A 14,434-nucleotide genomic window follows, 5' to 3' on the forward strand; every position below is an offset into this window, starting at 1 on the left:
GTCAGGGAATGAGCAATGTTAGGCGGTCAGCACTTGATGGACACTGGTGCCATGCCAGCATTCCCACCACTGGACGCGCCGCCGCTGCGCCTCGAACCCGTTTCCGTCGAGCATGCCGATGAGATGCATGCGGTGCTCGCCGATCCGTCGATCTACGAGTTCATCGATGAGGAAGGTCCGCCGACGCTCGAATGGCTGCGCGAGGCCTATGCGCGGCGAGCGAAGGGGCGCTCGCCGGATGGCAGCGAGCAATGGTTCAACTGGATGATCCGTCGGGCGGACGGTCGCTTGATCGGTTATGCGCAGGCGACGATCGAGTCGCCGGAGACCTGCTGGATCGCCTACGTGCTCGCGCCCGAAGGGCGAGGGCAGGGCCATGCGACGCGGGCGGTGGCCGCGATGATCGACTACCTCCGCAGCGCGCACGACGTTCGACGATGGCTGGCATCGGTGGATGCCGGCAACACACGTTCGATCGCCTTGCTGGCGCGGCTCGGTTTCACCGGTGCCGATGCCGACCTCTCCCGGAGCTTTGGGATCGATGCGTCCGACCGGCTCTTCGTGAGGCTGCCGGCCTCAACGTAGCCGCGTCAACATCGCCTCCAGCGCCGGCTGCGACAGCTCGCCGGTGCGCTTGCCGACGAGCTTCCCCGAAGCATCGAAGAGCAGCGTCGTGGGATACCCCGCCTGCTTGAACACCGCGCTGGCCTGGCGGCGTTCATCGATGGCGACGTTGCCCAGCGTCAGACGCTGCTGCCCGAGCCACTTCGCGACATGGGCGGCATCCTCGCCCTGGTTGATGAAGACGAAGCGCACATCCGGCCGGTCGCGCTGGGCCTGCTCGAGCATCGGCATCTCTCGGATGCAGGGCCCGCACCAGGTCGCCCACAGGTTGATCAGCACCGGCTTCCCGCGCAGCGCGGCGAGGTCGATCGCCTCGCCGTTCAACTGCTCGAAGCGCAATGCCGGCAGCGGTTCGGCCGCGGGCCGCATGACGAGCTGGATCTGCCCGGCGATCACGATCGCGGTCCCCACCGCCAGCGGCATGGCCACCGCGAGTCGCATCGCCGGCACGTTCCTCAGTTGGAGGGTCGCATACATCCACATCGCGATGATGCCGACCTCGGGCGACCAGCCGCCGTCACGCAGGTTGAGGACGCTGAGCGGGTGCTCCGCGTAGAGCTCCTTGTACTGGTAGAGGAAACCGAGCCGCGCGAACACGAGCGCGATCCAGAGACTGCGCCACAGCAGCGGGCCCGCGTCCGGCTTGTGCCGGCGCGTGAGCAGCGCGGCGACGGCGAGCGACGCGGCGATCGCGACGCATAGATGCAGGAAGGCCCACGGCAGCACCAGGGGACCGAGGGCGACGGCCTCGTTCATCGCGGCTGGGCGGGGTGGTGGTCGGGGGCACGGACGGACGCGTGGACGGTCATCGCCGCCTGATCAGGTCGCGAAGATCCCGTCCGTGGAGGCGAAGCCCTTGACCTCGATCGGATTGCCCGACGGGTCGAGGAAGAACATCGTCGCCTGCTCGCCGGGCTGGCCGGCGAAGCGGATGCTGGGCTTGAGCACGAACTCGGTGCCGCGCGACTCCAGCCGGTCGGCGAGCGCGCGCCAGTCCGGCATCGCCAGGATCACGCCGAGGTGCGGCATCGGGACCAGGTGGTCGCCGACCTTGCCGGTGTTGCCGGTCTTGAACGGCTCGCCGAGGTGCAGCGAGATCTGTTGGCCGAAGAAGTCGAAGTCGACCCAGGTGTCGGTGCTGCGGCCCTCCTCGCAGCCGAGCACGCCGCCGTAGAAGGCGCGGGCATCGTCCAGGTCTCGCACGTGATAAGCCAGGTGGAACACGGATCGCATGGGGGCTCCCGGGCTGGGGTGATCGATCGGATGATCCTAGCCTCGAAGCCGTCGCCGCTAACATCGGTGTTCTCTGTGTCGTGCGCTAGGGAGATCGCGGTGGATGTGACCAGCTGGTTGGGCTTTGTCAGTGTGGCGCTGTTCGTCACGTTCACGCCGGGCCCCGGCGTCCTGATGGCGATCTCGAATTCGCTCAGTGTCGGACCGCGACGGGCGATGGTGGGATCGCTGGGCAATGCGACGGGCCTGCTGGCCGTGTCCGCGGCGACGGCGGTCGGCCTGGGCGTGTTGCTGAGCACTTCATCGATGGCCTTCCTCGTCGTGAAACTGCTGGGCGCCTGCTACCTGATCTGGCTGGGCATCAAGCAATGGCGCCAGGGCGCGCGGATGTCCATGGCCTCCGGCGACGCCGCCGCGGCGGAAGCGGCGGGGCTGACGCGCCGGGCCCTGTTCTCGCGCGGCGTGATGGTCGCGCTCACGAATCCGAAGGCGATCCTCTTCTTCTCCGCGCTGTTCCCGCAGTTCATGAACCACCCGGAGTCGGCGATGCGCGACTTCCTCGTGCTGACGCTGACCTTCTCGTCCTGCGCGGTCCTGGCGCACGCGTTCTACGTGCTGCTGGCGCGGGCGCTCCGGCGCGGCCTGGCCTCGCCGACGCGGGTGAAGCTGATGAACCGGACCTTCGGCGCGTGCTTCGTCGCGCTGGGTGTCAGCCTGATCGGCTGGCGCGGCCGCACCCAATAGGACACCCGCGCCGCGGCAATCCCTCGAAAGAGCGGCGTCCTGGCTTTCGGCAGGCGCGGGCCCGGCTGCTAATGTCGACGCAATCGCCGGCGTCCCGGCATGGAGGAAAGCGTGTTCTCTCATCTGTTCGTCGGCATCACCGACTTCGATCGCGCGCTGGCGTTCTACACGCCGGTGATGGCGGCGCTGAAGCAGCCGCACCGGTTCACCGATCCGACGTCTCAGCGCGCCGGTTGGCAGTCCGCCCAGACCGTGCGACCGCTGTTCCTGATCGGCCGGCCGCTCGAGGGCGAGGCCTGCTTCGGCAACGGGCAGATGACCGCCTTCATGGCGGCATCGCGAGCGATGGTCGACGAGGTCCATGCCGCGGCGCTCGCCCATGGCGGGACTTGCGAAGGCGAGCCCGGCCCGCGCCCGCATTACCACCCGAACTACTACGGCGCCTACTTCCGCGATCCGGACGGGAACAAGCTGTGCGTGGTGTGCCATGACGCGGAGCCGTCGACGACGGAGGGCGCGTGAGGGCCTCCGGCGAATCGTCGTTCCAGTGGCTCTTCGCCCCGGGCGCGATGGCGGGCCTGGCCGCGGTGTGGTCGCTGTCGGCGTCGGCGGCTCCCGCGACACTTCCCGCGGAAGTGACGGCGCTCGTCGAACGGCATGGGGCCTGCACGCATTGGCTCGGCGAGCCGGGGAAGGCGACGCGGAGCGTCAGCGGGACATCGAGTGGGGCATGTGTCAGAGCTGCCCCGGCATCGATGCGCGTCTGGCCACCCTGAAGAAGAAATATCGCGGTGATCCCGCGGTGATGAAGGCACTCCAGTCGCTGGACGAGCACGTGGAGCCCATGGGCCGGGACGAGGCGAAACGCTTCTGCGCGACGACGCGCAAGCCGGCGTGGGCGAAATAGCGATCAAGCAGCCCGCCATGCCTCTGCCTCGCACCGTCTGCTGGATCCCCCTGTGGCGTGCCGCGCAACCCGGCGTGGGTATCGAGCATCTGCGGCTTTCCGACGGCCATGCCGACGGCGTCGTGATCGCCGTCGACGAAGAAGGCGGACCGTTTCGACTCGCCTATCGGCTCGACTGGGATGAGCGTTGGCGACTGCACGAGGCGAGGTTGTCGCTCATCGACGGCGAGGGCGCCTCACTTCGATCGATGCATCTGAAGACCGATGGCGACGGCCACTGGCAGGATGGCGCAGGGCGGGCTCTCGCCGATCTCGACGGATGTCTCGATATCGACATCTGGCCCACGCCGTTCACCAACAGCTTTCCGATCCGGCGTGTCCCGCTGGCCGTCGGTGAACGACGCGGGTTCCGCATGGCCTGGGTCGACGGCACCGCACTGACCGTGCGCGCGCAGGCGCAGGCCTATACGCGGCTTGACGATCGACTCTACCGCTTCGAGTCGCTGAACGGCTCCGGCTTCACAGCCGATCTGCCGGTCGATGAGGACGGCATCGTGATCGACTATCCGAGGCTGTTCCGAAGGATCTGAACGGCGCCCAGCCGGGCCTGCTCAATACCGGAAGTGGGCTGACGAGTACGTGTCGTCGAAGTGAATCGTTGCCACCTGAGGTGTCGCCATCCCGCGCTCGCTCAGGCTGGGAGGATTGCTGTTTGCTCGCTGGATCAGCGCGAGCAATTCACACGATGGCGCTGCCCGCTCTTGCCCTAGGTCGTTGTCATCTTCGAAGTCCAGCGCCGCGTCATCGGCTTTGCACCACTCGAAGTAGGGCACCCATTGCGCGAAGTGTTGAGTGGGGTGGAAGTTGGCCGTCGTCCAGGGAGTCTCGTAGGACACGTAGACGAACTCGCCCAGCTGGGTTTCTCCGACCATGAGCTTCCAGGTCATTGGCGCATCTTGCGAAGAGCGGGACGACGTCTTCGTGTCGGCGGCGTTGGTGAGCGCACGGATGAGGCGACGAAGGAGTTTCATGGCAGGCCGAGTATGACCCCGTCGCGCGCGAAGTGACTTTCAGCCGAGCCGTCGGCCTCAGGATCGGTGGCGCGCTCGCTAGCATCTCCCCATTCTCATTTCGATGTTGAAAGCGATGCCTCAGTTTTCCGTGATGACCTGCGCCGAGGCGGCCGAGCGATTCGGTCTGTCCTCGTCGTCGATGAACTACCTGCGCGATCTGTCCAGCCATCACGTGCTCGTCCATGAGGGCGACTGGCACCTCGACGGCTCGCTGGTCCTCGACTGGCCGGGCTGGGGTGACGCGGCGTGGCTGGCCGGCTTCGGCCTCCACGAGGACGCGCAGGCGTTCGACATCGCCGGCATCGCCGTGATCGGCGACCTGCGACTCGGCGGTTCGGTGCTCAACATCAACAAGGAAGGTGGGCCGTTCCTTGTCGTGACCGGGAACCTGACCGCGCGCGCGATCGCCAGCGGCGGCGCGACCATCACGGCCCATGGCGACGCCGACATCGCCGAGGCGGTCGTCAGCTGCTACAACCACGGCGAGTTGTGGCTCAAGGGCCGCGTCCGCACGACCCTGTGGCTCCAGGACGAGCACATGATGAGCGCCGGCAAGCTCGAGGCCCTGGTGCGCTTCGATGCCCGGCAGGACCTCGACTCGGAAGACTACGAGGAAGTGTTCCGCACGATGCCGGACGGCAGCGAGCAGTACTTCGAGGTGCAGAACGTGCCCGAGTCGCTCCGTGCGCTGGTCGTGCCCGAGGTGCTCGCCTACCAGGATCTCTGGGAGCGGGTCTGCGCGGATCATCCGATCCTGACCGACGTGGCGATCGCGCGCCGGCCCGCCTGAGGGACACGGCGGTGATGCCGCAGGGCCGTTCCGTCGACGACCTCCGCCCATCCGTCCACGGCGGCCTCACTCGTCCGCAGTGAGCCGCACCAGCAACGCGCCGGCGCTCGCCACCGTCGCCAGGCCCGTCACGCCGACCCAGCCCCAGTGGGTCAGCAGCACGCTGCCCAGCGCGGCGCCGGTCGCCATGCCGATGAACATCCCCGTGAACAGCAGCGCGTTGAGGCGGCTGCGCGCGGCCGGATCGAGGCTGTAGACGATCGTCTGGTGCGCGACCAGCGCGGCCTGCACGCCGAAGTCGAACACGATGGCGAGCACGACCAGCACGACGATGGCCGCGCCGCGATCCAGCCATGCCGTCACCGACATCACCGCGAAGGACAGCGCCACCAGCAGCGAGCCCAGCTTCGTGACCACGCCGGGACCGCGCTTGTCGGCGAAGCGTCCCGCCAGCGGCGCAGCCAGCGCGCCCGCCGCGCCCGCCAGGCCGAACGCGCCGGACACCGCGCTGCCCAGACCGAAACGCTCGTGCAGCATCACGGCCAGCGTCGACCAGAACGCGCTGAAGGCCACCGCGAGCAACGCCTGGGCGATCGCGGCACGGCGCAGGGTCGGGAGCGTCCGCCACAGCCCGCCGAGCGAGCGCAGCAGCGCGCCATACGTCGTGCGCATCGCCGGCGGCGACGACGGCAGCCAGCGCCAGCTGGCCAGCCCCGTGACCGCCAGCGCCGTCGCCGCCAGTCCGTAGACCCAGCGCCAGCCGAACGCCTGCGCGATCACGCCGCTCATCACGCGCGACAGCAGGATGCCGAGCAGCAGTCCCGTCATCACCTGTCCGACGATGCGACCGCGATGCGCCATCGGGCTCAAGGTCGCGGCCATCGGCACGACGTCCTGCGCCAGCGTGGCCGTCAGGCCCAGCACCGCGCTGGCCACGAGGAAGGGCGCGAAACCCGGCGCGAACGCACACAGCAGCAGCGTGGCGATCAGCAGCACGAACTTGGTGAGGATGACCTTGCGGCGATCGAAGCGGTCGCCCAGCGGCGTCAGCAACAGGATGCCGGCGGCATAGCCGAGCTGCGTCAGCATCGGCACCGCGCCGATGCCGGCGGTCGAGGCGTGCAGGTCTTCGGCGAGCGGCGCCAGGATCGGCTGGCTGTAATACAGCGACGCGGCGCCGAGGCCGGCGGACGCCGCCAGCAGCACGATCAGCGGTGCGGACGGGGTGGCGGGATCGCGCGGCGCGGCGGCGGCAGTCGACGGCATGGGAAGGCTGGACACGGCAACTCCCGGAGGATGATTCAAGAGGGCGTGAAGAAGAAGTGCGGAAGGTCGGGTGAGGACCGGATGACCCGCATTCTTCGGATTCGGGGCCCAGCGGGGAACCGGGCCGGCTCGCACAGCGCCCATACGCACGGCGTATAAAGCGAGCCATGAACGACGCCAACCGGGACAGCGGCCAGGACCGCCTCGCACTGCTGCAGACCTTCCTCCGCGTGGCGGAAGCGGGCAGCTTCTCCGCCGCCGCGCTGCAGCTCGCGACCACGCAGCCGACCGTCAGCCGGCGTGTGCAGATGCTGGAGTCGCTGCTCGGCGCGCGCCTGGTCGAGCGCTCCACGCGCGGACTCCGGTTGACGGAGGAGGGCGAGCGCTGCGCCGCGCAGGCGCAGGACCTGATCGACGGCTGGCAGTCGCTGGCCGAGGAGCTCGAGGGCGGCGAAGAGCTGTCCGGCACGCTGCGACTGCGCGTCCCGCATGCTTTCGGGCAGAGCCAGCTGATCGAGCCGCTCGCGGCCTTCCTCACCCGTCATCCCCGGGTGTCGGTGGAGTGGATGCTGCAGGACCAGTTGCCGGACTTCAGCCGCGAGAACGTCGACTGCTCGCTGCTGGTCGGCGAGATCAGCCAGCCCAACCTGATCGCGACGCAGCTGGCCGAGATCCCCCGCGTGCTGGTGGCGACGCCGCAACTCGCGAAGAAGCTGCCGAAGGGCCTGGGCAAGCGGCCGCCGGAGGAGATCTCGGAATTGCTCGGTGCGCAGCCGTGGCTGGCATTGCTGGCGTTCTATCGCGATGGTGTGGACCTGCGCGCCGCGGACGGCGAAGCGCGCATGCACATTGCTTTCCGTCCACGCCTGGGGACGGACAGCCTCTTCGCGCTGATCGAGTCGGCGCGCCGGGGTCTGGGTCTCGCGCTGGTGTCGCAATGGGCCGTCTTCGACGACATGGCCGAAGGACGCCTCGTGCGGGTCCTGCCCGAATGGTGCGCAACACCGTTGCCGATTTCACTCGTCTATCCGTCGCGCCGACTCCAGCCCGCGCGTCTGCGCGCGTTCCAGCAGGTGATGCGCGAGGTCATTCCGACGATGCGGGGAATGCGCGAGGTGCGCCGCCGCGCCAAGACGTGATGCCCACCTCTGAAGGATGAGGATCAGGACGGCTCATTGGTCCCGAATCACGACAAAGAACACCAGAACCAGTCAGTGCCAGGACTTGCCGCGACGCGTAGATTTCTGCCTTCGCATCCACTTTCCGAGAGCGAGGTGATGAATGGAAATCGAGGTCTTTCTGGCATTGAAGAGCGCGGGCGTGCCCGATTCGGACGCGCGCCATGCAGCCACTGCCATCCGCAGCGGTGTCGCTGAAGAAGTCCGTGAGGCACAGAAGGGGGTCGCCACGACCGCCGATATCAGGACCCTGGAGTCCAGCATCGTGGAGTGCAAGGCCGACATCCGGAAGCTGGAGTCGAGCATCTCCGATCTGAGGGCAGACTTTTTCCAGCGCCTGTCGGACATCCACAAGTCCACGGTGGTCGTGATGTGCAGCGGCGTCGGGCTGCTGAGTGTGCTGGTGACGGTATTGAAGTTCGTCGGTTGATATGGGAGTGACGTCGATGGCCCGCCGAAGAAAAAGACCGCCCTCGGGCGGTCTTCTTCATGGTGCCGTCAGGGCTTCTACCCAAAGGCGTGAGCGATGGCCAACGCCACATTCAGCCCTTGGGCGCGGGCTTGGCCGGCGCGGCCGGCTTCTTCGCCGCCGGGGGCAGCGTCTTGCCGTTCGCGGTCATGGACATCGCCATGTCCATGCGCATCTTGTTGCCCTGCGGCGCCGCGATGTCCACGCCCATGGTCATCGCCATCGTGCTGCGCACCATCAGCCGGTCCGCCATCCGCAGGTCCATCTTGCCGCGGCCCGAGCCCGTCATCGCGCCCTCGACCGGTCCCGCCGCCGAGGCGGCCGCCGCCGGTGCCGACGCTCCGGACGCTGCCGTCGCCGGCGTGGAGAAGCTCATGTCCATGCGCACGTCCACGTCGAAGGACGCGATGCCCTTGTTCACCGACGTCAGCGTGTACCGGCCCAGCACCTTGCCGGGCTTCGCCCCGGCCATCGGCAGGTTCATCTCGATCGGCATCTCCAGCGTCTCGCCGACCTTCAGCGTCTTGCCGTTGAACTTGCGCATCCAGTCGAAGCTCTGGTTGAAGATCTGGTCCTGCATCTCCTTGCTCAGCGCCTGCGCCTGGGCGGCATTGGGCAGCTGCAGATCGATCTTCTCGAACTGGTCGTCCTTGAGCCGCGCGCTGAAGCGGATTGGTCCCTGCGGCGGCAAGGGCCGCGTCTGGCCCGTGCCGTCGCGCATCTCGCTCTTGAGCGTCGTGACCTCGGCGTCGAGCGTGTAGGCGCCGTCCGCCGCCTTCGCCGTCGTCGACAGGGCCTGGCGCATGCTGGCCGTCATCTTGAGCGGCATCGAGGCCTGCAGCTGCGCCGCCTGCGCGCGCTGCTGCTCGGTCGGGCTGGGCGGCAGCTGCATGGACATGTTCATCTTCATGTCCATCGCAAGGTCGATCTGCTGCCGCGTCGACGGCAGCGGCACCATGTTGAGCTTGACGCTGTCCTGCGCCATGGCGGCGGGCACCGCCACCGCGGCCTGCACCGCCAGCGCGGCGACGAGTGAGAGGAATCGGGCCATGTGGATGTCTCCGTGGTCTCTGTGTGAATCGGCTGGAATCGACGGAAATCGATTGAATCGGCTGGCGGGCCGTCAGCTCCGGTAGTTGTCCTGCATCCGGTATCCGCGCGCATACAGCGCGAAGAGCAGCGCCGCGAGCAGCGCGAAGCCGGCGAAGAAGAACATCTGGAAGGCCGTGACGCTGGTGCCCGTCGATTGGATGTAGGCCGTCACCGCCGCGCCCTTGACGCTGGAGTTGGCCAGCAGCACCCACAGGTTGCCGATCGTCACCGACAGGTTCCAGAAGCTCGTGATCACGCCCTTCATCGCCAGCGGCGCCTGACTGTAGGCGAACTCGAGGCCGGTCGCCGACACCAGCACCTCGCCCAGGGTCAGCAGCGCGTAGGGCAGCACCTGCCAGGTGATGTCGACCGCGTGGCCGCCGTCGATCCATAGCTGCAGTCCGCCGACCACGATCCAGGCGATGCCCGCGAACGCGATGCCCGCGCCCATGCGGCGCAGCGCGGTGACCTTCAGGCCCATCTTCGACAGCAGCGGGTACAGCACCAGGTTGTTGAACGGGATCAGGATCATGACCAGCGCCGGATTCAGCGCCTGCATCATCGAGGACTTGAACCACTCGGGCTTGGCCATCTGGTCGGCCTGCAGCACCCAGGTCGAGGCCTTCTGGTCGAACAGGGACCAGAACGGCGTGACCAGCGCGAACAGCACCAGCAGACGCAGCACCGTGCGCACGCCTTCGACGGCTTCATCCGGATGCACCGCGCGGGCGCGTTCCAGCTGCATCCAGGCGCCGACGCCACCGAAGCCCATCACGAGCACCAGCGCCGAGCAGAAGGCGATCACGAAGCCGAGGTTGGGCGTCAGCGCCAGCGCACCGATGGCCAGCACCACGCCCAGGCCCGCGACCATCAACCCGCCGCGGCCCTGACCGGGGGCCTGCGACAGCAGCGCCGTGCGCACCACCTTCAGGAAGCCGTGCGGATCGCGGTGCGACGTGCCGGCCGGCACGTGCGTGTACTTGCGGCGGCCGCTCCAGAAGATCACCGTCGCCAGGAACATCAGCGCGCCCGGGATGCCGAAGGCGATGCTCGCGCCGAGCTTGTCCAGGAAGATCGGCATCAGCAGCGACGCGAAGAACGAGCCGAAGTTGATGATCCAGTAGAAGGCGTCGAAGACCTTCTGCGCCAGCGTGCGGTTGCTCTTGTCGAACTGGTCGCCGATGAAGGAACTCACCAGCGGCTTGATGCCGCCCGAGCCCAGCGCGATCAGGAACAGCCCGAAGTAGAAGCCGCGCAGGTTGTTCTCGAAGATCGCCAGGCACGCATGCCCCGCGCAGTACACCAGGCTCAGCCAGAAGATGGTGTTGTACTTGCCGAAGAAGCGGTCCGACAGCCAGCCGCCCAGCAGCGGGAAGAAATAGACGCCGATGACGAAGGTGTGGAACACCTCCTTGGCCTCGCCCTTGCGGTGTTCCTCGGGAATGGCCAGCAGCAGGCTGGTCATCAGGAACACGGTCAGGATGTTGCGCATCCCGTAGAAGCTGAAGCGCTCGCAGCCCTCGTTGGCGATGATGTACGGGATCTGCGGCGGCATCTTCGGCGCGGCCTTGGCGCCGGCCGCGTCGCCCGGCCGGGCGGCGATGGTGGACGTGTTCACGTGTCTGTCTCCGTCATGTCGCGGGGCGCTCGTGACGCCCCAAAGGAAAGCCGCCGGGCTCAAGGCCTCGGCGGCTTGGCGGCGAACACCGGTAGGTGTCCGCCGCGATCTTGGGAAGCCTTCAAGACTCCCACCCGCTTCCGCGACCCCGATTTGGGATGCACCGCTAGGCGCAAACCGGAGCCATAGCAGCGCTATGGCGAGGATTTGCAACGACGCGGGGCGCCCAAAGCGGGGTTGCGGTCGTCAGGCTTCGAAGGGGAGCTTGATCTGGTTCAGATCCTTGCGGGTCTCGACCAGCACCAGCGGGCCTTCGTCGACCACCACCACCGGCGCGGGTTCGCGGCCCAGCGGCGCGGCGGCCGGCTCGGCAGCGATCGCGGCCTTGGCGGCGGCAATCTTGTCGGCGTCGCTGTTGACCCAGACCAGGCCGGCGCCTTCGGCGACAGCGCTGAGCTCGGTCATCGGCAGCTCGAAGCGGGCGACCGGCGCCACCGGAGCAGCCACGGGGGCCGGAGCAGCCACAGGCGCCGCAGCGGCGGCCACGGGAGCCGGGGCAGGGGCCTGGACCGGAGCCGGCGTCGGAGCAGCAGCCACCGGGGCCTGCTTCGGCTCGTCGCCCAGTTCCAGCTGACGCGGGGCAGCGCCGGCGTCCAGCACGATGCCGTCCAGCGCGGCGACGGCCGGCGTGGCGGCGACCTCGCCTTCGGCGGTCACGCCGTCGGCCGGTGCGCCTTCGCCATCACGGCGGTCACGGCGATAGCGGTCGCGACCACGGCCACGACGGCGGCCTTGGCCATCCGAGCCTTCTTCGCCGGCCGGGGCTTCACCGTCGACCACCGCGGCGGCGGCGGAACCGGCGCCTTCAGTGAACGAGGTCTCGCCGGCTGGGGCCTGGCCTTCGACCAGCGTGCCTTCGACCTGCTCCGCACCCTCGACGCCTTCACCGCGATCGCGGTTGCCGCGACGACGGCGACGGCGGCCTTGACGCTCGTCGCCAGCGTCGCCCAGCGGCGTCTCCAGCGGCTGCGTGTCGGCGAACGCGATCGGCGATTCGACGTTGGCGGCTTCGGTGCCGGCCGGTGCGCTCAGTTGCTCTTGCGAACCATCAGCCGGACGTTCCTCGCGACGACGGCGGCCTTCACCGCGTTCGCCACGCTCGCCACGTTCCGGACGGTCACCGCGCTCGGTGCGTTCCTGACGCGGCGCGCCGTCGACGGCCTGTTCCGGCTTGTCGGCGCGCTCGTTGCGACGCGGACGGTCACCGCCACGCTCGCCACGTTCACCACCCCGTTCGCCGCCGCGGTCACCGCGTTCGGCACGGTCGCCGCGCTCGGCGCGATCGCCGCGGTCCGGACGCTCGCCGCGACCTTCCTGCTGCGGCTTGCCTTCGCCGCGCGGCTTGCCGTCGCGGGCCTTCTGTTCACCGCGCTCGCCGCGTTCACCGCCGGCGCGTTCACCACGCTCACCGCGTTCGCCACGGCGGTTGCGATCGCCGCCACGGCCACGATCGCCACTCCGTTCGCCGCGCTCACCGGCACGTTCACCGCGCTCGCCACGTTCCTTCTTGGCGGGCTCGGCCGACTTGGCCGCGGGGGCCGGGGCCGGTGCCGGCGCGGGCGCCGGTTCTCCACCGAACAGGTTCTTGATCCAGCCGAAGAAGCCACCCCCGGCGGCCACGGGCGCGGCCGGCGCGGCAGGTGCCGCCACCGGGGCCGCGGCCACCGGCTCGACGGCCTTGGGCGCGGCAGCGACCGGCATCGGGGCCGGCTGCTCCGGCAGGATGCCCTTGATCAGCGGCTCCTGCTTGTTCTTCTTCTCGGCGCCGCGGCGGGTGATGCTTTCCTCTTCCTGCTGCTCCTCGATCATCGTGTAGCTCGCCTGCAGGTTCTCCAGGCGGGGATCGTCGTGGCGCAGGCGCTCGAGCTTGTAGTTCGGCGTGTCGAGGTGACGGTTGGGCACCAGCAGCACGGTCACGCGCTGCTTCAGTTCGATCTTGGTGATCTCGGTGCGCTTCTCGTTCAGCAGGAACGAGGTCACTTCCACCGGCACCTGCACGTGCACGGCGGCGGTGTTGTCCTTCATGGACTCTTCCTGGACCATGCGCAGGATCTGCAGCGCGGAGGACTCCGTGTCGCGGATGTGGCCGGTGCCGTTGCAGCGCGGGCAGGTGATGTGGCTGCCTTCGCTCAGCGCCGGGCGCAGGCGCTGGCGGCTCAGTTCCAGCAGGCCGAACTTGCTGATCGAGCTGAACTGCACGCGGGCCCGGTCCTGGCGCAGCGCGTCGCGCAGGCGCTGTTCGACCTCGCGGCGGTTCTTGGACTCCTCCATGTCGATGAAGTCCACGACGATCAGGCCGCCCAGATCCCGCAGACGCATCTGGCGCGCGATCTCGTCGGCGGCTTCCAGGTTGGTGCGGGTGGCGGTTTCCTCGATGTCGCCGCCACGGGTGGCGCGCGCCGAGTTGACGTCGACCGAGACCAGCGCCTCGGTGTGGTCGATCACGATGGCGCCGCCCGACGGCAGGTTCACCGTGCGGCTGAAGGCCGTCTCGATCTGGTGCTCGATCTGGAAGCGGCTGAACAGCGGCGCGTCATCGCGGTAGCGCTTGACCTTGTGTGCCGTCTCCGGCATCACGTGCGACATGAACTGGTGGGCCTGTTCGAAGATGTCGTCCGTGTCGATCAGGATCTCGCCGATGTCGGCGGTGAAGTAGTCGCGGATCGCGCGGATCACCAGCGACGACTCCTGATAGATCAGGAAGGCGCCCTTGCCGCCCGACGCTTCGTCGATGGCGGTCCAGAGCTTGAGCATGTAGTTCAGGTCCCACTGCAGCTCGGCGGCGGAACGGCCGATGCCGGCGGTGCGGGCGATCAGCGACATGCCCTTGGGGTACTCGAGCTGGTCGAGCGCGTCCTTCAGCTCTTCCCGGTCCTCGCCCTCGATGCGGCGCGAGACGCCGCCGCCGCGCGGGTTGTTGGGCATCAGCACCAGGTAGCGGCCGGCCAGCGACACGAAGGTCGTCAGGGCCGCGCCCTTGTTGCCGCGCTCTTCCTTCTCGACCTGGACCAGCAGTTCCTGGCCTTCCTTGATCACGTCCTGGATCTTGGCGGAGCGCACGTCGGCGCCTTCGCGGAAGTACTGGCGCGAGATCTCCTTGAACGGCAGGAAGCCGTGGCGGTCCTCGCCGTAATCGACGAAGCAGGCCTCCAGCGACGGCTCGACGCGCGTCACGACCGCCTTGTAGATGTTGCCCTTGCGCTGTTCGCGGCCTTCGATCTCGGTCTCGAAGTCCAACAGCTTCTGTCCATCGACGATGGCCAGGCGACGCTCTTCCTGCTGCGTCGCGTTGATCAGCATGCGTTTCATCAGTTCTCCTCCGCGCCAGGGCCTTGCCGCTGACGCGCGTGCTTCAGAACCGCCGCCGGTGGGTCACCGGC

General features: G+C 68.3%; 15 protein-coding genes. 8 read left to right on the top strand and 7 right to left on the bottom strand.

The genetic code is table 11. From position 1 onward, the window contains the following. The first annotated feature begins 51 nt into the window (after positions 1-51). Complete coding sequence (locus ACQ859_RS07725) at positions 52-585, top strand: GNAT family N-acetyltransferase (RefSeq protein WP_431265287.1); 534 nt, start codon at positions 52-54, stop codon at positions 583-585. On the opposite strand, the gene ACQ859_RS07730 is transcribed toward ACQ859_RS07725, so the two are convergent. Together ACQ859_RS07730 and ACQ859_RS07735 are read right to left on the bottom strand one after the other, a co-directional pair. Beyond that, positions 577-1,380 (bottom strand): redoxin family protein, encoded by an 804-nt coding sequence (locus tag ACQ859_RS07730; RefSeq protein WP_431265288.1) that lies wholly within the window; start codon positions 1,378-1,380, stop codon positions 577-579. The genes ACQ859_RS07725 and ACQ859_RS07730 overlap by 9 nt on opposite strands. Before the next feature lie 63 nt (positions 1,381-1,443). After that, positions 1,444-1,857, bottom strand: a complete 414-nt coding sequence (locus ACQ859_RS07735; protein ID WP_431265289.1) for a VOC family protein — start codon at positions 1,855-1,857, stop codon at positions 1,444-1,446. 99 nt (positions 1,858-1,956) lie between these two features. Here ACQ859_RS07735 and ACQ859_RS07740 point away from each other — a divergent pair, with 99 nt between their 5' ends. From ACQ859_RS07740 to ACQ859_RS07755, 4 genes are all read left to right on the top strand, one after another. After that, positions 1,957-2,601, top strand: coding sequence for a LysE family translocator (locus ACQ859_RS07740; protein ID WP_431265290.1), 645 nt, complete (start codon positions 1,957-1,959; stop codon positions 2,599-2,601). A gap of 111 nt (positions 2,602-2,712) precedes the next feature. Beyond that, complete coding sequence (locus ACQ859_RS07745) at positions 2,713-3,123, top strand: VOC family protein (RefSeq protein WP_431265291.1); 411 nt, start codon at positions 2,713-2,715, stop codon at positions 3,121-3,123. Between the two features lie 208 nt (positions 3,124-3,331). Further along, on the top strand, positions 3,332-3,508 hold the full coding sequence (locus tag ACQ859_RS07750; RefSeq protein WP_431265292.1) for a hypothetical protein: 177 nt from the start codon (positions 3,332-3,334) through the stop codon (positions 3,506-3,508). A gap of 17 nt (positions 3,509-3,525) precedes the next feature. Then, a complete protein-coding gene (locus ACQ859_RS07755) occupies positions 3,526-4,098 on the top strand; it encodes a putative glycolipid-binding domain-containing protein (RefSeq protein ID WP_431265293.1) in 573 nt (190 codons plus the stop codon). A gap of 21 nt (positions 4,099-4,119) precedes the next feature. Here the strand turns inward: ACQ859_RS07755 and ACQ859_RS07760 are convergent, their stop codons facing one another. After that, positions 4,120-4,539: a hypothetical protein gene (locus ACQ859_RS07760; protein ID WP_431265294.1), complete on the bottom strand. Its 420-nt coding sequence runs from the start codon at positions 4,537-4,539 to the stop codon at positions 4,120-4,122. A gap of 115 nt (positions 4,540-4,654) precedes the next feature. On the opposite strand from ACQ859_RS07760, the gene ACQ859_RS07765 reads away from it, so the two are divergent. Further along, a complete protein-coding gene (locus ACQ859_RS07765; protein WP_431265295.1) occupies positions 4,655-5,371 on the top strand; it encodes a hypothetical protein in 717 nt (238 codons plus the stop codon). 66 nt (positions 5,372-5,437) lie between these two features. Here ACQ859_RS07765 and ACQ859_RS07770 read toward each other — a convergent pair whose 3' ends face one another. Beyond that, positions 5,438-6,652, bottom strand: coding sequence for an MFS transporter (locus ACQ859_RS07770; protein WP_431265296.1), 1,215 nt, complete (start codon positions 6,650-6,652; stop codon positions 5,438-5,440). 152 nt (positions 6,653-6,804) lie between these two features. Between ACQ859_RS07770 and ACQ859_RS07775 the strand changes: the two genes are divergently transcribed. Both ACQ859_RS07775 and ACQ859_RS07780 read left to right on the top strand, forming a co-directional pair. Then, on the top strand, positions 6,805-7,776 hold the full coding sequence (locus ACQ859_RS07775; RefSeq protein WP_431265297.1) for a LysR family transcriptional regulator: 972 nt from the start codon (positions 6,805-6,807) through the stop codon (positions 7,774-7,776). A gap of 142 nt (positions 7,777-7,918) precedes the next feature. Continuing rightward, a complete protein-coding gene (locus tag ACQ859_RS07780) occupies positions 7,919-8,245 on the top strand; it encodes a hypothetical protein (protein ID WP_431265298.1) in 327 nt (108 codons plus the stop codon). 112 nt (positions 8,246-8,357) lie between these two features. Here ACQ859_RS07780 and ACQ859_RS07785 read toward each other — a convergent pair whose 3' ends face one another. From ACQ859_RS07785 to ACQ859_RS07795, 3 genes are all read right to left on the bottom strand, one after another. After that, positions 8,358-9,335 (bottom strand): hypothetical protein, encoded by a 978-nt coding sequence (locus tag ACQ859_RS07785; protein ID WP_431265299.1) that lies wholly within the window; start codon positions 9,333-9,335, stop codon positions 8,358-8,360. A gap of 72 nt (positions 9,336-9,407) precedes the next feature. After that, the gene (locus ACQ859_RS07790) at positions 9,408-10,931 is read right to left on the bottom strand and encodes an oligopeptide:H+ symporter (protein WP_431266489.1); all 1,524 of its coding nucleotides are present in this window, start codon (positions 10,929-10,931) and stop codon (positions 9,408-9,410) included. A gap of 309 nt (positions 10,932-11,240) precedes the next feature. After that, a complete protein-coding gene (locus ACQ859_RS07795; RefSeq protein ID WP_431265300.1) occupies positions 11,241-14,363 on the bottom strand; it encodes an Rne/Rng family ribonuclease in 3,123 nt (1,040 codons plus the stop codon). Between the last annotated feature and the right edge of the window lie 71 nt (positions 14,364-14,434).

The organism is Roseateles chitinivorans (assembly GCF_050632235.1).
Lineage (GTDB): Bacteria > Pseudomonadota > Gammaproteobacteria > Burkholderiales > Burkholderiaceae_C > Roseateles > Roseateles chitinivorans_A.